The sequence below is a fragment of the Citrobacter sp. KTE30 genome (assembly GCF_000398825.1).
Lineage (GTDB): Bacteria > Pseudomonadota > Gammaproteobacteria > Enterobacterales > Enterobacteriaceae > Citrobacter > Citrobacter freundii.
The window spans coordinates 611,772-631,306 of record NZ_KB976055.1; the positions used below are offsets into that span (position 1 = coordinate 611,772).

Sequence of the window (19,535 nt, forward strand, 5' to 3'; positions counted from 1 at the left end):
GAAATGTGCGAGTAGAATGCCGATTCCGTATTTGTATTACCAATTAATGATCATCTGATGAAGACAGACACTCCCTCTTTTGAAGCACAACAAATTGTGCGTTTACGCCGCAGGGATCAAATCCGTCGACTCCTGGAACGAGACAAAACGCCGTTGGCGATCCTGTTGATGGCTGCCGTAGTGGGTACAGTGACAGGGTTTGTTGGCGTGGCATTTGAGAAAGCGGTGACCTGGGTGCAGAATCAGCGCATTGGCGCGCTGGCTCAGGTTGCGGACCATGCCATTCTGCTGTGGACGCTGGCATTTATTCTCTCTGCGTTGCTGGCGATGGTCGGCTATTTCCTGGTGCGTAAGTTTGCGCCGGAAGCCGGTGGTTCGGGGATCCCAGAGATTGAAGGCGCGCTGGAAGAACTTCGGCCTGTGCGCTGGTGGCGCGTACTGCCGGTGAAATTTTTCGGCGGTATGGGTACGCTGGGTGCCGGTATGGTGCTCGGGCGAGAAGGACCGACCGTGCAGATCGGTGGTAACCTCGGGCGCATGGTGCTGGATATTTTCCGCATGCGTAGCGCAGAAGCGCGGCATACCTTATTGGCGACCGGTGCGGCAGCGGGCCTTTCGGCGGCGTTTAACGCTCCGCTGGCGGGGATCCTGTTCATTATTGAAGAGATGCGCCCGCAGTTTCGCTATAACCTTGTCTCGATCAAAGCCGTGTTTACCGGCGTCATCATGTCGAGCATTGTGTTTCGTGTTTTCAACGGCGAGGCACCGCTTATTGAAGTTGGGAAGCTCTCCAATGCGCCGGTGAACACGCTGTGGTTGTATATGGTCCTGGGGATTATTTTTGGCTGTGTCGGGCCATTTTTCAACACTATGGTGTTGCGGACTCAGGATATGTTCCAGCGTTTCCATGGCGGCGATCTCAAAAAATGGGTGCTGATGGGCGGTGCGATCGGCGGTCTGTGCGGGATTCTTGGCTTAATTACACCTGAAGCGGCTGGAGGCGGGTTTAACCTGATACCTATCGCTGCGGCAGGGAATTTCAGCGTTGGTTTACTGCTGTTTATCTTTATTGCCCGCGTCATTACCACGCTGCTGTGCTTCTCGTCCGGCGCGCCCGGCGGGATATTTGCCCCGATGCTGGCATTGGGCACGTTGCTTGGCACCGCGTTCGGTATGGCGGCAGCGGCCTCTTTTCCGCATTATCATCTGGAGGCCGGGACCTTCGCCATCGCCGGAATGGGAGCATTGTTGGCGGCGTCGGTAAGGGCGCCGCTCACCGGTATTGTGCTGGTGCTGGAGATGACCGATAACTATCAGCTCATTTTGCCAATGATTATTACCTGTCTTGGCGCAACACTATTAGCCCAATTTATGGGCGGAAAGCCGCTATACTCGACTATCCTTGCCCGTACGCTGGCAAAACAGGAAGCGGAGCAGGCGGCTAAAAGCCAGGGTACAGCCGCTGGCGAGAATACTTGAACGAAATACCAGGGTATTAGATAATGGCCTTAACCATTGGGTTATAATTTGCCCAATTGCCAATGTCGTTTGGAGCAAAATATGAGTGATGACGTAGCGCTGCCACTGCAATTTACTGAAGCAGCAGCCAATAAAGTAAAAAGCCTGATCGCTGACGAAGATAACCCGAATCTGAAATTACGTGTGTATATCACCGGCGGTGGTTGCAGCGGTTTCCAGTACGGTTTCACCTTTGACGATCAGGTGAACGATGGTGATATGACCATTGAGAAACAAGGTGTTGGTCTGGTGGTTGACCCGATGAGCCTGCAATATCTGGTGGGCGGCGCGGTTGACTATACCGAAGGTCTGGAAGGTTCCCGCTTCGTTGTGACTAACCCGAATGCGAAAAGCACCTGCGGGTGTGGTTCTTCTTTCAGCATCTGATTGCTGTCTGTAATACCAGTGGTCTGATGGTGTAGGCCCGGTAAGCGTAGCGCCACCGGGCAATGTGCCGGATGGCGGCGTAAACGCCTTATCCGGCCTACATATTCTGCATCATCATGTCAACGTCCGTTATCATCCAGCGCAAACGTCGGTAATTTCAAATGCCAGCGAATGGCGGCAAGCCGAATCAGCAGGGTGACAATCATCCCCATCATACTGGCGTTTTCCAGTGAAACATCAAAGGTATAAAACGCCGTCGCATGCACGATCCCGCCGATAATACAGGCTGTGGCGTAGATCTCGGTACGCAAAATCATCGGGACTTCACGTGCTAATACATCGCGAATGATCCCACCGCCGACGCCGGTAATCACCCCCATACAAATCGCCACCAAGGGTCCTGTTCCTGCGAGAAAGGCCTTGTTGACGCCAATACCCACGAACACCGCCAGGCCAACGGCATCAAGCACCGGAAGGATCCATTTCGGCAGGCGTCTTGGCTGCCGTACCAACAGGATCGTCAGCATGCTGGTGATCATCGCTACGACCAGATCGGTTGGATCTTTAACCCAAAAAACCGGTCCATTATCCAGCGCCATATCGCGGATCGTGCCACCTCCGACGGCGGTAACCACGCCGAGGACCAGGACGCCAAACGGATCCATACGTAATTTTCCGGCCAGTAATACGCCAGAGATTGCAAATACCGCGGTGCCGACAATATCAAGCCAATAGACGAGCATTTTTAAATCCTCACAACAGACCTGGTGGGGGCAGGCGCTAATTTATCTGTGAAAGCGCATTACAGAGTTGTTTTGCGGCGAGGATAATACGCGGGCTCGCGCGTTCGAACCAGTCACTATTAAGTGTAATAACGGGTATTTTTAGCTGGTTTCCCCAGTATTGCTCAATTTTCAGAGTTTCGCCCGGACCGCCGGTTGCAACAATAGCCTGGGGGGCTCGTGCCAGGACCTGCTCACGGCTAACCTGCGGCCAGGGAACCCGACTACCGGCAAAGATGTTTTCTCCGCCGCATACCTCAAGAACTTCGTGCTGAATAGAACCTTTTCCACTGGTAAACAGAGGATTGGCACCAAACTGGAGAAACACGCGTTTTTTCGGTTTGTTGGCATACTGAGATTTAAGTAAAGCATAGTCATCAAGCATGGTTTGCGCCGCCTGTTTAGCTTGTTCAGGCTTGGGGCTCCACGCAGCCAACTGGCGTAGCGCATCGGCAACCTGTTCAATGGTAACGGCGTCCACCCAGATGACCTTAATTCCCAGGGAGGTCAGTTGATTCACCTGCCGCTCAGCATTTCCCCCGCGCCAGGCGATGACCAAATCAGGCTTCAGCGCCACAATACGCTCAAGATTCATACCTTGCCATGTTGAGACCTCTTCAATATTTTTGGCTTCTGGCGGGTAGTTTGAGTAGCTGCTGACGCCAACTGGGGTAATGCCTGCGGCAAAAGCGAGTTCGGTATTGGCAGGAGAAAGCGTTACAACACGCGGTGCGGCGTAAAGGAACGCCGGGAGAGTGAAAAGCAGGGCGACCAGCGCCCTGGAGAATAATTTAGCCATGCGCCAGTTTCTGCACCAGCGTTTCAACCATCAGGCTTGACTGCTTCGCGGCAACCACCAGGAATTCGTCAAAGCTGAGATGGGACTGCTGATCGGCAACGTCAGAGATAGCGCGAACCACGACAAATGGCACCTTAAAGTTGTGGCAAACGTGCGCAATTGCGGTCGCTTCCATCTCAACGGCAATCGCCTGCGGGAAGTTATGCTTAATTTTAGCCAGCCCCACGGAACCATTAATGAATGCATCGCCGCTGACGATAAGTCCGCGAACAGCGTTCAGATTGAGTTCGGCGATGCAAGATTCTGCGGCTGCAATCAACGCAGGATCGGCTTTAAAACCAGCCGGGCAACCCGGTAGCTGACCAAATTCATAACCAAAGGCAGTGACGTCGGCGTCGTGATAGCGCGCTTCATCAGAAACTACGATATCGCCGACTTTCAGCGTAGAGGCCAGGCCGCCCGCGGAACCGGTATTAATGATGGCGTCCGGCTTGCAGCGTTCAAGCAGCAGCGTAGCGCCGAGCGCCGCAGCCACTTTACCGATACCTGATTTCAGAAGCGCAACCTCAGTACCGTTCAGTTGGCCGGTGTAAATTTCACAACCGCCGAGCGTGATGGTCTGACGGTTTTCGATTTTGTCACGCAGCAGCGTAACTTCTTCTTCCATTGCACCAATGATGCCGATTTTCATAGATTTACTCGCGATAAGCCAGATTTGAGGGCATAGTCTATCATGCGCTTAAGGGGTAGCGCATTTCTCAGGCGGGAGAGGATATGGTACAGATCGATTTCCGAAAAAAAATAAACTGGCATCGCCGTTACCGTTCGCCGCAGGGCGTGAAGACGGAGCATGAGATCCTGCGAGTTTTTGAAAGCGATCGTGGACGTATTATCAATTCTCCGGCTATTCGCCGGCTGCAACAAAAAACCCAGGTTTTTCCGCTGGAGCGTAACGCGGCGGTGCGTACGCGCCTGACGCACTCGATGGAAGTGCAGCAGGTTGGGCGCTATATCGCGAAAGAGATCCTCAGTCGGCTGAAAGAGCTAAAGCTGCTGGAGCAGTATGGTCTGGATGAACTGACGGGACCGTTTGAGAGTATTGTCGAAATGTCGTGCCTGATGCATGACATTGGTAATCCTCCGTTTGGTCATTTTGGCGAAGCGGCGATTAATGACTGGTTTCGCCAGCGGTTGTATCCCGCCGACGCGGAAAGTCAGCCCCTGAGTGATGACCGCTGCCAGGTGACGGCATTACGTTTGCGTGAAGGTGAAGAGTCGCTGAATGATATTCGCCGCAAGGTGCGCCAGGATTTGTGTCATTTTGAAGGCAATGCGCAGGGTATTCGTCTGGTGCATACTTTGATGCGTATGAACCTTACCTGGGCGCAGGTTGGCGGTATTTTAAAATATACCCGTCCGGCATGGTGGCGCGGCAGTGCACCCGAGACGCACAACTATTTAATGAAGAAGCCTGGTTATTACCTTTCCGAGGAACCGTATATTGAGCGGTTACGTAAAGAATTATCATTAGCACCTTACAGTCGTTTTCCATTAACCTGGATTATGGAAGCTGCCGATGATATCTCATATTGCGTGGCCGACCTGGAAGATGCCGTTGAGAAAAGAATCTTTAGCGTCGAGCAACTTTACCATCATCTGCATGAAGCGTGGGGGCATCACGAAAAAGGCTCTCTGTTTAGTCAGGTTGTTGAGAACGCCTGGGAAAAATCACGTTCAAATACATTAAGTCGCAGCACCGAAGATCAGTTCTTTATGTATTTACGCGTCAATACGCTGAATAAACTGGTTCCGTATGCGGCCCAGCGGTTTATTGATAATTTGCCGCAGATTTATGAAGGCAGCTTTAATCATGCGCTGTTAGAAGATGCCAGTAGCTTCAGCCAGTTACTGGGCGTTTATAAGAATGTGGCGGTAAAACATGTGTTTAGCCATCCGGATGTTGAGCAACTGGAATTACAGGGCTATCGGGTGATCAGCGGGTTGCTGGAGATCTATCAACCGTTATTGAAAATGTCTCAGTCAGATTTTACTGAACTGGTCGACAATGAAAGAGTAAAACGTTTTCCTATCGAGTCCCGTTTATTTCAGAAGTTGTCTACCCGCCATCGTCTTGCGTATGTTGAGGCGGTTAGTAAAATATCGACGGAGTGCGCTGAGTATTCGGTTCTGGAATATTATTATCGCTGCAGGTTGATCCAGGATTATATCAGCGGGATGACAGATTTGTATGCTTGGGATGAATATCGTCGCTTGATGGCCGTAGAACAATAAATACTCATTTGTAAAGACGGCCAATAAAATTTTACTTTTTCCTTAAACTCAATTCTGGAACTTAGCGTTATAAAACGACTCTGACGTATACAGCAATTTTGCGTTACCTGTTAATCGAGAACGAAACACATGAAAAAAACCACATTAGCAATGAGTGCACTGGCTCTGAGTTTAGGTTTGGCGTTGTCCCCCCTGTCTGCAACTGCGGCTGAGACGTCGTCTTCAGCAATGACCGCCCAACAGATGCCAAGCCTGGCCCCGATGCTCGAAAAAGTGATGCCATCGGTGGTAAGTATTAACGTCGAGGGGAGCACGACGGTGAATACGCCGCGTATGCCGCGTAATTTCCAGCAGTTCTTTGGTGATAATTCACCGTTCTGCCAGGACGGATCTCCGTTCCAGAGTTCACCGTTCTGCCAGGGTGGCGCACCGGGCGCTGGTAACGGCGGCGGCCAGCAGCAGAAATTTATGGCGCTGGGTTCCGGCGTAATTATTGATGCTGCGAAAGGGTATGTCGTGACCAACAACCACGTGGTGGATAACGCTACGGTAATTAAGGTTCAGTTGAGCGATGGCCGTAAATTTGACGCGAAGATCGTGGGCAAAGATCCACGCTCCGATATCGCGCTGATCCAAATTCAGGATCCGAAAAACCTGACGGCGATTAAGCTGGCAGACTCCGACGCGCTGCGCGTGGGTGATTACACCGTAGCAATCGGTAACCCGTTTGGCCTCGGTGAGACCGTGACCTCCGGCATCGTTTCTGCTCTGGGCCGTAGCGGCCTGAATGCGGAGAACTATGAAAACTTTATTCAGACGGATGCTGCGATCAACCGGGGTAACTCCGGTGGCGCGCTGGTCAATCTGAACGGTGAGCTGATCGGCATTAACACCGCGATCCTCGCGCCGGACGGCGGTAACATCGGTATCGGTTTTGCAATCCCAAGCAACATGGTGAAAAACCTGACTTCGCAGATGGTTGAGTTTGGTCAGGTTAAACGTGGTGAGCTGGGTATTATGGGGACCGAACTGAGCTCTGAGCTGGCGAAAGCGATGAAAGTTGACGCTCAGCGTGGCGCATTCGTCAGCCAGGTAATGCCGAACTCTTCCGCAGCGAAAGCCGGTATTAAAGCCGGGGATGTGATTACCTCCCTGAACGGCAAACCAATCAGCAGCTTCGCCGCTCTGCGTGCGCAGGTGGGGACGATGCCGGTCGGCAGCAAAATCACCCTGGGTCTGCTGCGTGACGGTAAGCCGGTCACCGTGAACCTGGAATTGCAGCAGAGCAGCCAGACTCAGGTTGATTCCAGCTCTATCTTCAAAGGCATTGAAGGTGCCGATATGAGCAACAAAGGCCAGGATAAAGGTGTCGTGGTAAGCGACGTGAAACCGAATTCTCCGGCTGCACAGATCGGCCTGAAGAAAGGGGATGTGATTATCGGTGCGAATCAGCAGCCGGTGAAAAACATCGCCGAATTGCGCAAAATCCTCGACAGCAAACCCGCTGTACTGGCGCTGAACATTCAGCGTGGCGACAGCTCCATCTATCTGTTGATGCAGTAATCTCCCTCAACCCCTTCCTGTACAGGAAGGGGTTCTTTTTGTGATACCTCCCACAACTCCATATTTCTCCCTTCCGCTTTGTGCATTTGCACAATGTCGCCGCTTATTATCTTCCCTATGCTTGAGCTCTGCTCACAGGAGGGGTTTATGGCTGGCTGGCATCTTGATACCAAAATGGCGCAGGATATCGTGGCGCGAACCATGCGCATCATTGATACCAATATCAACGTAATGGATGCCCGTGGGCGGATCATTGGCAGTGGCGATCGCGAACGCATTGGTGAATTGCACGAAGGTGCGCTGTTGGTACTTTCGCAGGGCCGGGTGGTGGACATTGACGATGCAGTGGCGAGGCATTTGCACGGCGTGCGTCAGGGGATAAACCTGCCGTTGCGTCTGGAAGGCGAAATCGTTGGCGTTATCGGCCTTACCGGTGAACCGGAACATCTGCGTAAATACGGCGAGCTGGTGTGCATGACAGCCGAAATGATGCTGGAGCAGTCGCGCCTGATGCATCTGTTAGCGCAGGATAGCCGCCTGCGTGAAGAGCTGGTGATGAATCTGATTCAGGCGGAAGAGAATACCCCGGCGCTGATGGAGTGGGCGCAACGTTTAGGCATTGATTTGAACCAGCCGCGTGTGGTGGCAGTGGTAGAGGTTGATAGTGGCCAGCTTGGCGTTGACAGCGCGATGGCGGAGCTACAGCAATTGCAGAACGCGTTGACTACGCCTGAACGTAATAATCTGATTGCGATTGTTTCCCTGACCGAGATGGTGGTGCTGAAACCGGCGCTCAATCAGTTTGGTCGCTGGGACGCGGAAGATCACCGCAAGCGTGTTGAGCAGCTCATTGCTCGCATGAAAGAGAACGGACAGCTGCGTTTTCGCGTGTCGCTGGGCAACTATTTTACCGGGCCAGGCAGTATTGCCCGTTCGTATCGTACGGCGCGCACGACCATGATGGTCGGCAAGCAACGGATGCCGGAAAGTCGTAGCTATTTCTACCAGGATTTGATGCTGCCAGTTCTGCTGGACAGCCTGCGCGGCGGCTGGCAGGCCAACGAGCTGGCGCGTCCGTTGGTACGGCTGAAAGCAATGGATAACAACGGCTTACTGCGTCGAACATTAGCGGCGTGGTTTCGGCATAACGTTCAGCCGCTGGCGACCTCAAAAGCGTTATTTATCCACCGTAATACGCTGGAATATCGCCTGAATCGAATTTCAGAGCTGACCGGGCTGGATTTAGGGAATTTTGACGACCGATTGCTGCTGTATGTCGCGCTACAACTGGATGAGCAGCATTAATTCCTTGCCTGTTGGCGCTACGCTTATCAGGCAAAATGCCGGGGGGCGGCTTCGCCTTACCCGGCCTACGAACACATTCACTCGCGGTTATTTACGCGTTAGTTTTTCCAGATCGGCTTCAATTTCGCTGATCTTGTTGGTCACGACGCTTTCCAGATGACGTAAATCATCAAGGATCTTGCGTTTAAGATCGACTTCGCTGCGATCGCGCTGGCAGATCTGATCCAGTTCGTCGATCACATAGCGCAGGTTGGGACTGATCTCCTGCACTTCTTTGTAACCCTGGCCGACGCCATCGGCGACAACCGTTTTACGCTGACGGGGATATTTGAACTTCACGCTCTTGGCAAAAAACTCGCCTTTATCCTTCTGGAAATAGATTTTCAGGATATCGTTGTTGGCTTCTTGCCGCAGGCTGTAACGATCGATTTCTTCAGGATTAGTAATGCCCAGACTTTTCAGATTGTCATACATAGCGGTACCCTTAAGCTCACCATAACCATTGAATAATTAACGAAAAGCCTTGTTTATGCCACTCGCAGATGTAAAAAAAGCGGGCTAAGCCCGCTTTTTCAAATCACTGTTAGTCGATGGTGCGTAACAGTTCGTTGATTCCTACTTTGCCACGCGTTTTGGCATCGACTTTCTTCACAATCACCGCGCAGTACAGGCTGTATTTGCCATCTTTCGACGGCAAGTTGCCGGAGACAACCACAGAGCCCGCCGGAACGCGGCCATAATGCACTTCGCCGGTTTCACGATCGTAAATACGGGTGCTCTGACCAATGTACACGCCCATAGAGATAACAGAGCCTTCTTCGACGATCACGCCTTCAACCACTTCAGAACGTGCGCCGATGAAGCAGTTGTCTTCGATGATGGTCGGGTTAGCCTGTAACGGCTCCAGTACGCCACCGATGCCAACGCCGCCGGACAGGTGAACGTTTTTACCAATTTGCGCGCAGGAACCCACGGTCGCCCAGGTATCAACCATCGTACCTTCATCCACATAAGCGCCGATGTTCACGTAAGACGGCATCAGCACGGTGTTACGGGCGATAAACGCACCCTGGCGTACGGCCGCTGGCGGAACCACGCGGAAACCTTCTTTCTGGAAGCGTGCTTCGTCGTAGTTGGCGAATTTCATCGGCACTTTATCGAAGTAACGGCTTTCTGCACCCTCGATAACCTGATTATCGTTAATACGGAAAGAGAGCAGGACCGCCTTTTTCAGCCACTGATGCGTGACCCACTGACCCTCAATCTTTTCTGCGACGCGCAGTGCACCGGAATCCAGTAAAGCAATAACCTGATTCACCGCTTCGCGGGTTACGGTATCTACATTTGCCGGAGTAATGTCGGCACGGCGCTCGAAAGCGGACTCAATAACGTTCTGTAACTGCTGCATTGTTAAACTCTTTCCATAATAAATAAAAACATCACCCTTTATCGTTTGGATTGAGGGCCTCTGTCAACCGTTGATGCACTTCCTGCTGCAGCTCATTATTAAGGGCGCGCCGGTCGGCGGTGGCGATTATGAATAAATCTTCTACTCGCTCGCCAATGGTTGTAATTCGGGCGCCATGCAGCGAAATTCCCAGATCGGCAAAAATCTGCCCGACCCGCGCCAGCAGTCCAGGCTGGTCGAGAGCGATAAGCTCAAGGAATGATTTTCGGTCGGTGTGGGTCGGCAGGAAAGTAACCTCGGTATCGACGGTAAAGTGGCGTAATTTTGCCGGCTGACGACGTGGTTGCGGTGGCTGCCAGCTGCGCTGCGTGATCGCCTGTTCCAGTCCAAAACGGATCGCTTCGTGTCGGTCTGAAGACAGCGGGCTGCCGTCCGGTTCCAGCACGATGAACGTATCCATCGCCATCCCATCGCGGGTAGTGAAAATCTGCGCATCGTGGACGCTTAGATTGCGCCTGTCCAGTTCGGCGCAGACGGCGGCAAACAGGTAAGGGCGATCGGGGCTCCAGATAAAAATTTCCGTTCCGCCGCGCGTGGCCTGCGGGCTGAGCAGGATTAGCGGCTTACTGAGATCGTGCTGCAGCAGATGACGCGCATGCCAGGCCAGTTGATTTGGGCTGTGGCGCACGAAATAGTTGGCGCGACAGCGCGACCAGATGTGGTGCAGCGCTTCTTCATCAATGTTGTCCATACGCAGTAGCGCCAGTGCCTGAAGCTGATGATGGCGAACGCGTTCGCGCATATCTGGCGTGTTTTGCATCCCACGACGTAGTTGTTTTTCCGTCGCAAAGTACAGCTCGCGCAGCAGACTTTGCTTCCAGCTATTCCACAGCGTTTCGTTAGTAGCGCAAATATCCGCGACGGTCAGGCACACTAAAAAGCGCAGACGATGTTCCGTTTGTACTTCTTCAGCGAATTGCTTGATCACTTCCGGATCCTGAATATCACGGCGCTGAGCGGTCACCGACATCAGCAAATGCTGACGCACCAGCCAGACGATCAGCTGCGTTTCACGTGAGTTCAGACCGTGCAGTTCGGCGAATTTGAGCACGTCCTGGGCGCCGAGAACCGAGTGATCGCCGCCGCGACCTTTGGCGATATCGTGGAACAGCGCGGCAATCAGAATTAGCTCCGGCTGTCGCAAGCGCGGCCACAGATCCACGCACAGCGGATGGCGCGGACGGGTCTCTTCGTTAGCAAAACTCTCCAGCTTGAGCATCACACGGATAGTGTGCTCATCCACCGTATAGGCATGAAACAGGTCAAACTGCATTTGGCCGACAATGTGCGACCATTGCGGCATATAGGCCCACAAAACGCTGTGCCGATGCATCGGCAGCAGGCCGCGACTCACCGCGCCCGGATGGCGCAACATACTGAGAAACAGCGAACGCGCTTCCGGAATGTAGCATAGTGGCTGGGTTAAATGACGGCGGGCATGACGCAAATGGCGCAGCGTGGCGGAGTAAATCCCGCTGATCGCGCTGTTACGTACCATGATGTAGAACATCCGCAATATCGCTTCGGGTTTACGGATAAACAGGTCGTCGTTGCGCAGATCGATCAATGTGCCGCGCAGTTGAAAGTCGTCATCAATCGGGCGCGGTTTTTCATCGGCTGGCAGGGCGAGGATCGCCTCGTCGAACAGTTGCAACAGCATATGGTTCAGTTCGCTGACCCGTCGCGTGACCCGGAAATAGTCTTTCATCATCCGCTCGATAGGCTCATTGCCTTCGCCGCCGTAGTTTAGCCGTTGCGCCACGCTGAGTTGGCGGTCAAACAGCAGGCGGTTGTCGTAACGACTAACGACCAGATGCAGGGCGAAGCGAATCCGCCACAGGATATGCAAACATTCATTCAGTTCGGCGCGTTCTGCCAGCGTCAAAAAGCCGAAGCCGACCATTTCGTCCAGCGAGGTGGCGCCAAAATGGCGACGGGCCACCCATTGCAGAGTATGGATATCGCGCAGGCCGCCGGGACTGCTTTTGATATCCGGCTCCAGGTTGTAGCTGGTGCCGTGATAACGCTGGTGGCGCTGATTTTGCTCTTCCACTTTGGCGGCGTAAAATTTATCGGACGGCCAGAAACCTTCGCTAAAAATATGCTTTTGCAGCTCAAGAAATAGCGCCACATCGCCGATAAGCAGGCGTGTTTCAATCAGGTTAGTGGCGACGGTTAAATCTGACAATCCTTCCAGCAGACACTCTTCCAGCGTACGCACGCTGTGCCCAACCTCCAGCCTCACGTCCCATAGCAGCGTTAACAGCTCACCCACTTTTTCTGCCTGCGAATCAGGTAGCTTTTTACGACTGAGGATCAGCAGGTCAATATCGGAGAGCGGATGCAGTTCGCCGCGCCCGTAGCCGCCAACGGCAACCAGCGCCAGGTCGGCAATTTGACCGAAACCGGCTTCAATCCACAGGCGCTGAAGCAACTGATCAATAAATTCGGTGCGGGCCTCAATGAGCTGTTCTGCGGAAATTCCACTGTCAAACGCTTCGCCTAACCAGCTCTGGAAGGTGTCGATATGCGCTTTAATACCGGTGCAGTTGAGGTCGTGCTGTGGCCATGTCCCAGGATTTTGTGGCTGGCCAGGCAGGGTGGGGAGGGCAGTATTTGCGTGCTGTTCAGGAAGAGTATTCATTATGCGCCACCCATTAAAAAGCCGGATGATGGCGTGAACGCCTTACCCGGCCTACTAAGTAGTACAATTTGTAGGCCTGATAAGATGCGAATGCATCGCCATCAGGCAAAACATTATTCGCCGTGTGTGATGATCGCCGGGATGGTGTCATCCTTGCGTAACGTCAGAATCTCACAGCCGTTTTCCGTCACTACAATAGTATGCTCGTACTGTGCAGACAAGCTTCGGTCTTTGGTTTTCACCGTCCAGCCGTCTTTCATGGTGCGGATGCGGTAATCACCGGCATTCAGCATCGGTTCTACGGTGAACGTCATGCCCGGCTGCAGTACCACACCGCCGTCGTCTGCATCGTAGTGCAGAACCTGCGGCTCTTCATGGAAGCCGCGACCGATACCGTGACCGCAGTATTCACGAACGACAGAGAAACCTTCACCTTCCGCGTATTTCTGAATTGCAGCGCCCAGCGTGCGCAGGCGAATGCCCGGTTTCACCATCCGCAGCGCCAGATACAGGCTTTCCTGCGTGACGCGGCACAGACGCTCGCCCAGAATAGTAGGTTTGCCGACGATAAACATTTTCGAGGTGTCGCCGTGGTACTCGTCTTTAATCACAGTCACATCGATGTTGACGATATCGCCGTCTTTCAGAAGTTTGGCGTCGTCCGGGATCCCGTGGCACACCACTTCATTAATAGAGATACATACGGACTTCGGATAGCCGTGGTAACCCAGGCAGGCGGAAATGGCCTGCTGCTCATTCACGATATAGTCATTACAGATACGATCCAGCTCGCCGGTGCTGACGCCCGGTTTAACAAACGGTTCGATCATTTCCAGTACATCAGCGGCCAGGCGACCAGCGACGCGCATTTTTTCGATTTCTTCAGGGGTCTTGATTGAGATAGCCATGAATTCTGTCCATCAGTGCCGATGATATCGGCAATAATTGTTTAAGTGCTGCCAATGGTATCAGTCCCGCATACGTGCTGCCAAATTGAGAATCATTAACAGCACACAGTGCCAACAATTATTGGTGTCTATGGCGTATTTGTGGTATAAAGCGCGCCGGACTTCCGATCCATTCGAAGACTACACACGATGGACGGGAGCGACAAATCTCACTTTGTGTAACAACACACACGTATCGGCACATATTCCGGGGTGCCCTTTGGGGTCGGTAATATGGGATGCGTGGAGGCTTAACCCCAACTTTTATATATAGAGGTTTTAATCATGGCAACTGTTTCCATGCGCGACATGCTCAAGGCTGGTGTTCACTTCGGTCACCAGACCCGTTACTGGAACCCGAAAATGAAGCCGTTCATCTTCGGTGCGCGTAACAAAGTTCACATCATCAACCTTGAGAAAACTGTACCGATGTTCAACGAAGCTCTGGCTGAACTGAACAAGATCTCTGCTCGTAAAGGTAAAATCCTTTTCGTTGGTACTAAACGCGCTGCAAGCGAAGCGGTGAAAGAAGCTGCTAACAGCTGCGACCAGTTCTTCGTGAACCATCGCTGGCTGGGCGGTATGCTGACTAACTGGAAAACCGTTCGTCAGTCCATCAAACGTCTGAAAGATCTGGAAACTCAGTCTCAGGACGGTACTTTCGAAAAGCTGACCAAGAAAGAAGCGCTGATGCGTACTCGTGAGCTTGAGAAACTGGAAAACAGCCTGGGCGGTATCAAAGACATGGGCGGTCTGCCGGACGCTCTGTTCGTAATCGATGCTGACCACGAGCACATTGCTATCAAAGAAGCAAACAACCTGGGTATCCCAGTATTTGCAATCGTTGATACCAACTCTGATCCGGACGGTGTTGACTTCGTTATCCCGGGTAACGACGACGCAATCCGTGCTGTGACCCTGTACCTGGGCGCTGTAGCTACTACCGTTCGTGAAGGCCGTTCTCAGGATCTGGCTTCCCAGGCGGAAGAAAGCTTCGTAGAAGCTGAATAATAAGGCACGCTCGTTAGAGCCCTTATAGACCAGGTAGTATCACGTTTGGTTAGGGGGCCTGTATATGGCCCCCTTTTTCACTTTTAAATCTGTGCGGTTTCATGCCGGGCAGATCAAATCTTCCGAGGATTTTAGAATGGCTGAAATTACCGCATCCCTGGTAAAAGAGCTGCGTGAGCGTACTGGCGCAGGCATGATGGATTGCAAAAAAGCACTGACTGAAGCTAATGGCGACATCGAGCTGGCAATCGAAAACATGCGTAAGTCCGGTGCAATCAAAGCGGCGAAAAAAGCAGGCAACGTTGCTGCTGACGGCGTAATCAAAACCAAAATCGACGGCAACATCGCTTTCATTCTGGAAGTTAACTGCCAGACTGACTTCGTTGCTAAAGATGCTGGTTTCCAGGCATTTGCTGACAAAGTACTGGACGCTGCCGTTGCTGGCAAAATCACTGACGTTGAAGTTCTGAAAGCACAGTTCGAAGAAGAACGTGTTGCTCTGGTTGCTAAAATCGGTGAGAACATCAACATCCGTCGCGTTGCTTCCCTGGAAGGCGAAGTTCTGGGTAACTACCAGCATGGTGCTCGTATCGGTGTTCTGGTTGCTGCAACTGGCGCTGACGAAGAACTGGTTAAACAGCTGGCAATGCACGTTGCTGCAAGCAAACCAGAATTCGTTAAGCCGGAAGACGTTTCCGCTGAAGTGGTAGAAAAAGAATACCAGGTTCAGCTGGACATCGCTATGCAGTCTGGCAAGCCGAAAGAAATCGCAGAGAAAATGGTTGAAGGCCGCATGAAGAAATTCACCGGCGAAGTTTCTCTGACCGGTCAGCCTTTCGTCATGGAACCGAGCAAATCTGTTGGTCAGCTGCTGAAAGAGCATAACGCTGACGTAACAGGCTTCATCCGCTTTGAAGTGGGTGAAGGCATCGAGAAAGTTGAGACTGACTTTGCAGCAGAAGTTGCTGCGATGTCCAAGCAGTCTTAATTTTGAAAGGAGCCGCCTGAGGGCGGCTTCTTTTTGTGTCTGGCTTGTAAATTCAGCGAACCGCTATAGTGGTCCTGCTGAAAAGCGACATACAATGTCGCTGGAATTAACTCATCTCATTCGTTGACAGTCTCAGGAAAGAAACATGGCTACCAATGCAAAACCCGTCTACAAACGTATTCTGCTTAAGTTAAGTGGCGAAGCTCTGCAAGGTTCGGAAGGCTTCGGTATTGATGCAAGCATCCTTGACCGCATGGCTCAGGAAATCAAAGAGCTGGTTGAGCTGGGTATTCAGGTTGGCGTAGTGATTGGTGGTGGTAACCTGTTCCGTGGCGCTGGTCTGGCGAAAGCAGGGATGAACCGCGTTGTGGGCGACCACATGGGCATGTTAGCCACCGTAATGAACGGTCTGGCGATGCGCGATGCGCTTCACCGCGCCTATGTGAACGCTCGCTTGATGTCCGCAATTCCTCTGAACGGCGTGTGTGATAACTACAGTTGGGCTGAAGCTATTAGCCTGCTGCGTAACAACCGCGTTGTTATTTTGTCTGCGGGTACCGGTAATCCGTTCTTCACCACCGATTCAGCAGCCTGCCTGCGTGGTATTGAAATTGAAGCGGATGTGGTACTGAAAGCCACTAAAGTCGATGGCGTATTTACTGCCGACCCGGCTAAAGATCCAACGGCGACCATGTACGAACAGTTGACCTACACTGAAGTACTGGATAAAGAGCTGAAAGTCATGGATCTGGCTGCGTTCACGCTGGCTCGTGACCACAAATTACCGATTCGTGTCTTTAACATGAACAAACCAGGTGCACTGCGCCGTGTTGTTATGGGTGAAAAAGAAGGCACGTTAATCACGGAATAATTCCCGTTGCGGCTAAATGCAGGTAATATTCCGCTTTAATGTCGCGGGATACGTCCCTCAAAATTAATCAAGACTATACTTGTCACATCTTGCGCGGCGGGTATGGTCTGACTGAAATAAGCTTTCAAGGATTCGTAACGTGATCAACGATATCAGAAAAGATGCTGAAGTACGCATGGACAAATGCGTCGAAGCGTTCAAAAACCAAATCAGCAAAATTCGCACGGGTCGTGCTTCTCCTAGCCTGCTGGATGGTATTGTCGTGGAATATTACGGCACACCGACTCCGCTGCGCCAACTGGCAAGCGTAACGGTTGAAGATTCCCGTACCCTGAAAATCAACGTGTTTGACCGTTCTATGGGGCCAGCCGTTGAGAAAGCCATCATGGCTTCCGACCTCGGTCTGAATCCAAGCTCTGCGGGTTCCGACATCCGCGTTCCGCTGCCGCCGCTGACCGAAGAACGTCGTAAAGATCTGACCAAGATCGTGCGTGGCGAAGCTGAAGGCGCGCGTGTTGCGGTACGTAATGTACGCCGCGATGCAAACGACAAAGTGAAAGCGTTGTTGAAAGAAAAAGAGATCAGCGAAGATGACGATCGCCGTTCTCAGGACGACGTACAGAAACTGACTGACGCTGCAATCAAGAAAGTTGATGCGGCGCTGGCAGAGAAAGAAGCGGAACTGATGCAGTTCTGATTCGCCTGTACGCTAAAAACGCCGCTTAGAAGGCCTGAGAAGGCTGGATGGCGGCGTTTTGCTTTTTTCTGTCTATATACCTTAAAGGGTAAAATTCTTCTGGATGTCTCATGAAGCAATTAACCATCCTGGGATCAACCGGTTCCATTGGTTGCAGTACGCTGGATGTAGTACGCCATAACCCGGAAAAATTTCGTGTTGCTGCGTTGGTGGCGGGTAAAAATGTCGCCCGCATGGTAGAGCAATGCCTGGAGTTTTCTCCTCGCTATGCGGTAATGGACGATGAAAAAAGCGCTGCGTTGGTAAAAGCAGCTCTGCTGGAGCAGGGCAGTCGCACTGAGGTCATGAGCGGTCAGCAGGCTGCCTGTGATATGGCTGCGCTGGATGATGTTGATCAGGTCATGGCGGCAATTGTCGGCGCAGCGGGCTTGCTGCCAACGCTGGCGGCAATTCGTGCGAGCAAAAGTATTTTACTGGCGAACAAAGAGTCTCTGGTGACCTGCGGTCGTCTGTTTATGGACGACGTGAAACGCCACAAAGCGCAGCTTTTGCCGGTAGATAGCGAGCATAACGCGATTTTTCAGAGTTTACCGCAACCTATCCAACACAATCTGGGATACGCTGACCTTGAGCAAAACGGCGTTATGTCAGTTCTGCTTACCGGGTCTGGTGGCCCATTCCGTGAAACGCCATTGCGCGATCTGGTCTCTATGACCCCCGATCAGGCATGTCGTCATCCGAATTGGTCGATGGGACGAAAAATCTCTGTCGATTCCGCCACCATGATGAACAAAGGTCTGGAATACATTGAAGCGCGTTGGCTATTTAATGCCAGTGCAAGCCAGATGGAAGTGCTGATTCACCCGCAGTCGGTTATTCATTCGATGGTCCGTTATCAGGATGGTAGTGTTCTGGCGCAGTTGGGTGAACCGGACATGCGTACACCTATTGCCCATACCATGGCATGGCCAGAACGAGTGACGTCCGGTGTTAAGCCTGTCGATTTTTGCAAACTCAGTGCGCTGACGTTTTCAGCACCTGATTACCAGCGTTATCCGTGCCTGAAACTGGCGATGGACGCGTTTGAGCAAGGGCAGGCGGCGACGACCGCACTTAATGCCGCGAATGAAATTACCGTTGCCGCGTTTTTGGCGCAGCAGATCCGATTTACCGATATTGCTGACCTGAATTTATCCGTGCTGGATAAGATGGATTTGCAGGAGCCGCAGAGCGTTGATGACGTGCTGAAGGTTGATGCCATCGCGCGGGACGTCGCCAGAAAAGAAGTGATGCGACTCTCAAGCTGATGATAATCCCTCTACGGAGAATCGTGCTATTTGTTAGCGTTGGGCTTCAGTGATATAGTCTGCGCCACCCGATCGCGGGTATTTGCTTTTTTTCGGTCGGGTAAGCCGTGGTTTGACACGGCTTTTTTGTGGATGGGCTTCAGTATTCCTGAGTACCGTAAATCCTTTCAGGGACTAATAACGCGTTATGTTGTCTGCAACTAAACCATTAAGCGAAAATTTGCCAGCACATGGTTGTCGCCATGTCGCAATTATCATGGATGGCAATGGCCGCTGGGCGAAAAAGCAAGGGAAGATTCGCGCCTTTGGGCATAAGGCCGGAGCAAAATCCGTCCGCCGGGCTGTCTCTTTTGCTGCCAATAACGGTATTGATGCGTTAACGCTGTATGCCTTTAGCAGTGAGAACTGGAACCGACCTGCGCAGGAAGTGAGCGCGTTAATGGAACTGTTTGTGTGGGCACTTGATAGTGAAGTGAAAAACCTGCACCGCCATAACGTACGTCTGCGTATTATCGGGGATATCAGTCGATTTAACTCTCGTTTGCAAGAACGGATTCGCAAATCAGAAGCGATTACTGCCCAGAATACCGGGTTGACGCTGAATATTGCAGCGAATTACGGTGGACGGTGGGATATAGTCCAGGGAGTCAGGCAACTGGCACAACAGGTGCAGGATGGTCTGCTGCGTCCAGAGCAAATCGATGAAGAGATGCTTGGGCAGCAAATTTGTATGCATGAACTGGCTCCTGTGGATTTAGTGATAAGGACTGGGGGAGAGCATCGAATTAGTAATTTTCTGTTGTGGCAAATTGCCTATGCCGAACTTTACTTTACGGATGTTCTCTGGCCCGATTTCGATGAACAAGACTTTGAAGGTGCGCTGCATGCCTTTGCTAATCGTGAGCGTCGTTTCGGCGGCACCGAGCCCGGTGATGAAAAAGCCTGATGGGGGTCGC

The 19,535-nt window shown here is 52.2% G+C and carries 18 protein-coding genes and 1 pseudogene; 12 read left to right on the plus strand and 7 right to left on the minus strand.

The genetic code is table 11. From position 1 onward, the window contains the following. Positions 1-57 precede the first annotated feature (57 nt). The 3 genes and pseudogenes from clcA to erpA all read left to right on the plus strand — a co-directional run bounded on the left by clcA (position 58) and on the right by erpA (position 1,905). Positions 58-1,479 carry a H(+)/Cl(-) exchange transporter ClcA gene (gene clcA, locus WC1_RS19890; protein WP_016149577.1) on the plus strand — a complete coding sequence of 474 codons (1,422 nt, stop codon included), beginning with the start codon at positions 58-60 and terminating at the stop codon, positions 1,477-1,479. Between the two features lie 23 nt (positions 1,480-1,502). Then, positions 1,503-1,568, plus strand: a pseudogene (gene yadW / locus WC1_RS24820) (small protein YadW). Continuing rightward, positions 1,561-1,905 (plus strand): iron-sulfur cluster insertion protein ErpA, encoded by a 345-nt coding sequence (erpA, locus tag WC1_RS19885; protein ID WP_003018581.1) that lies wholly within the window; start codon positions 1,561-1,563, stop codon positions 1,903-1,905. Before yadW ends, erpA begins: the two are co-directional and overlap by 8 nt. 119 nt (positions 1,906-2,024) lie before the next feature. Here the strand turns inward: erpA and WC1_RS19880 are convergent, their stop codons facing one another. From WC1_RS19880 to mtnN, 3 genes are read right to left on the minus strand one after another with little or no spacing between them, the layout of a single operon-like run. Continuing rightward, entirely contained in the window at positions 2,025-2,648 is a 624-nt protein-coding gene (locus WC1_RS19880) for a TRIC cation channel family protein (protein ID WP_003018578.1), read from the minus strand. Between the two features lie 37 nt (positions 2,649-2,685). Next, positions 2,686-3,486 carry a vitamin B12 ABC transporter substrate-binding protein BtuF gene (gene btuF / locus WC1_RS19875; protein ID WP_003845800.1) on the minus strand — a complete coding sequence of 267 codons (801 nt, stop codon included), beginning with the start codon at positions 3,484-3,486 and terminating at the stop codon, positions 2,686-2,688. Beyond that, on the minus strand, positions 3,479-4,177 hold the full coding sequence (mtnN, locus tag WC1_RS19870; protein WP_003018572.1) for a 5'-methylthioadenosine/S-adenosylhomocysteine nucleosidase: 699 nt from the start codon (positions 4,175-4,177) through the stop codon (positions 3,479-3,481). Before mtnN ends, btuF begins: the two co-directional genes overlap by 8 nt. Positions 4,178-4,260: 83 nt before the next feature. Here mtnN and dgt point away from each other — a divergent pair, with 83 nt between their 5' ends. From dgt to cdaR, 3 genes are all read left to right on the plus strand, one after another. Next, positions 4,261-5,778: a dGTPase gene (gene dgt, locus WC1_RS19865; RefSeq protein WP_016149578.1), complete on the plus strand. Its 1,518-nt coding sequence runs from the start codon at positions 4,261-4,263 to the stop codon at positions 5,776-5,778. A gap of 129 nt (positions 5,779-5,907) precedes the next feature. After that, positions 5,908-7,341 (plus strand): serine endoprotease DegP, encoded by a 1,434-nt coding sequence (degP, locus tag WC1_RS19860; RefSeq protein WP_003018567.1) that lies wholly within the window; start codon positions 5,908-5,910, stop codon positions 7,339-7,341. A gap of 147 nt (positions 7,342-7,488) precedes the next feature. Then, positions 7,489-8,646: a DNA-binding transcriptional regulator CdaR gene (gene cdaR / locus WC1_RS19855; RefSeq protein WP_003018564.1), complete on the plus strand. Its 1,158-nt coding sequence runs from the start codon at positions 7,489-7,491 to the stop codon at positions 8,644-8,646. 87 nt (positions 8,647-8,733) lie between these two features. Here the strand turns inward: cdaR and WC1_RS19850 are convergent, their stop codons facing one another. The 4 genes from WC1_RS19850 to map all read right to left on the minus strand — a co-directional run bounded on the left by WC1_RS19850 (position 8,734) and on the right by map (position 13,666). After that, positions 8,734-9,120, minus strand: a complete 387-nt coding sequence (locus WC1_RS19850; protein WP_003018562.1) for a DUF3461 family protein — start codon at positions 9,118-9,120, stop codon at positions 8,734-8,736. Positions 9,121-9,229: 109 nt separating this feature from the next. Beyond that, positions 9,230-10,054: a 2,3,4,5-tetrahydropyridine-2,6-dicarboxylate N-succinyltransferase gene (gene dapD / locus WC1_RS19845; RefSeq protein WP_003837532.1), complete on the minus strand. Its 825-nt coding sequence runs from the start codon at positions 10,052-10,054 to the stop codon at positions 9,230-9,232. 31 nt (positions 10,055-10,085) lie between these two features. Then, positions 10,086-12,758 carry a bifunctional uridylyltransferase/uridylyl-removing protein GlnD gene (glnD, locus tag WC1_RS19840; protein WP_016149579.1) on the minus strand — a complete coding sequence of 891 codons (2,673 nt, stop codon included), beginning with the start codon at positions 12,756-12,758 and terminating at the stop codon, positions 10,086-10,088. A 113-nt stretch (positions 12,759-12,871) separates the two neighbouring features. Then, the gene (gene map / locus WC1_RS19835; RefSeq protein WP_003018555.1) at positions 12,872-13,666 is read right to left on the minus strand and encodes a type I methionyl aminopeptidase; all 795 of its coding nucleotides are present in this window, start codon (positions 13,664-13,666) and stop codon (positions 12,872-12,874) included. 324 nt (positions 13,667-13,990) lie between these two features. On the opposite strand from map, the gene rpsB reads away from it, so the two are divergent. The 6 genes from rpsB to ispU all read left to right on the plus strand — a co-directional run bounded on the left by rpsB (position 13,991) and on the right by ispU (position 19,525). Further along, entirely contained in the window at positions 13,991-14,716 is a 726-nt protein-coding gene (gene rpsB / locus WC1_RS19830; protein ID WP_003018553.1) for a 30S ribosomal protein S2, read from the plus strand. Between the two features lie 136 nt (positions 14,717-14,852). Next, the gene (gene tsf, locus WC1_RS19825) at positions 14,853-15,704 is read left to right on the plus strand and encodes a translation elongation factor Ts (protein ID WP_003018551.1); all 852 of its coding nucleotides are present in this window, start codon (positions 14,853-14,855) and stop codon (positions 15,702-15,704) included. 145 nt (positions 15,705-15,849) lie between these two features. Next, positions 15,850-16,575 carry a UMP kinase gene (pyrH, locus tag WC1_RS19820; protein WP_003018549.1) on the plus strand — a complete coding sequence of 242 codons (726 nt, stop codon included), beginning with the start codon at positions 15,850-15,852 and terminating at the stop codon, positions 16,573-16,575. A gap of 139 nt (positions 16,576-16,714) precedes the next feature. Then, positions 16,715-17,272 carry a ribosome recycling factor gene (gene frr / locus WC1_RS19815; protein WP_003018547.1) on the plus strand — a complete coding sequence of 186 codons (558 nt, stop codon included), beginning with the start codon at positions 16,715-16,717 and terminating at the stop codon, positions 17,270-17,272. Positions 17,273-17,382: 110 nt separating this feature from the next. Further along, complete coding sequence (gene ispC, locus WC1_RS19810; RefSeq protein ID WP_003845810.1) at positions 17,383-18,579, plus strand: 1-deoxy-D-xylulose-5-phosphate reductoisomerase; 1,197 nt, start codon at positions 17,383-17,385, stop codon at positions 18,577-18,579. Between the two features lie 187 nt (positions 18,580-18,766). Beyond that, entirely contained in the window at positions 18,767-19,525 is a 759-nt protein-coding gene (gene ispU, locus WC1_RS19805; protein ID WP_003018543.1) for a (2E,6E)-farnesyl-diphosphate-specific ditrans,polycis-undecaprenyl-diphosphate synthase, read from the plus strand. Positions 19,526-19,535: the final 10 nt, after the last annotated feature.

Excerpts from the sequence above, each read along its gene's own strand:
- pyrH (WP_003018549.1), top strand. The coding sequence starts at position 15,850 with ATGGCTACCAATGCAAAACCCGTCTACAAACGTATTCTGCTTAAGTTA.
- btuF (WP_003845800.1), bottom strand. The coding sequence starts at position 3,486 with ATGGCTAAATTATTCTCCAGGGCGCTGGTCGCCCTGCTTTTCACTCTC.
- tsf (WP_003018551.1), top strand. The coding sequence starts at position 14,853 with ATGGCTGAAATTACCGCATCCCTGGTAAAAGAGCTGCGTGAGCGTACT.
- dapD (WP_003837532.1), bottom strand. The coding sequence starts at position 10,054 with ATGCAGCAGTTACAGAACGTTATTGAGTCCGCTTTCGAGCGCCGTGCC.
- degP (WP_003018567.1), top strand. The coding sequence starts at position 5,908 with ATGAAAAAAACCACATTAGCAATGAGTGCACTGGCTCTGAGTTTAGGT.
- glnD (WP_016149579.1), bottom strand. The coding sequence starts at position 12,758 with ATGAATACTCTTCCTGAACAGCACGCAAATACTGCCCTCCCCACCCTG.
- cdaR (WP_003018564.1), top strand. The coding sequence starts at position 7,489 with ATGGCTGGCTGGCATCTTGATACCAAAATGGCGCAGGATATCGTGGCG.
- map (WP_003018555.1), bottom strand. The coding sequence starts at position 13,666 with ATGGCTATCTCAATCAAGACCCCTGAAGAAATCGAAAAAATGCGCGTC.
- WC1_RS19880 (WP_003018578.1), bottom strand. The coding sequence starts at position 2,648 with ATGCTCGTCTATTGGCTTGATATTGTCGGCACCGCGGTATTTGCAATC.
- dgt (WP_016149578.1), top strand. The coding sequence starts at position 4,261 with ATGGTACAGATCGATTTCCGAAAAAAAATAAACTGGCATCGCCGTTAC.
- WC1_RS19850 (WP_003018562.1), bottom strand. The coding sequence starts at position 9,120 with ATGTATGACAATCTGAAAAGTCTGGGCATTACTAATCCTGAAGAAATC.
- ispC (WP_003845810.1), top strand. The coding sequence starts at position 17,383 with ATGAAGCAATTAACCATCCTGGGATCAACCGGTTCCATTGGTTGCAGT.
- rpsB (WP_003018553.1), top strand. The coding sequence starts at position 13,991 with ATGGCAACTGTTTCCATGCGCGACATGCTCAAGGCTGGTGTTCACTTC.
- erpA (WP_003018581.1), top strand. The coding sequence starts at position 1,561 with ATGAGTGATGACGTAGCGCTGCCACTGCAATTTACTGAAGCAGCAGCC.
- clcA (WP_016149577.1), top strand. The coding sequence starts at position 58 with ATGAAGACAGACACTCCCTCTTTTGAAGCACAACAAATTGTGCGTTTA.
- ispU (WP_003018543.1), top strand. The coding sequence starts at position 18,767 with ATGTTGTCTGCAACTAAACCATTAAGCGAAAATTTGCCAGCACATGGT.
- mtnN (WP_003018572.1), bottom strand. The coding sequence starts at position 4,177 with ATGAAAATCGGCATCATTGGTGCAATGGAAGAAGAAGTTACGCTGCTG.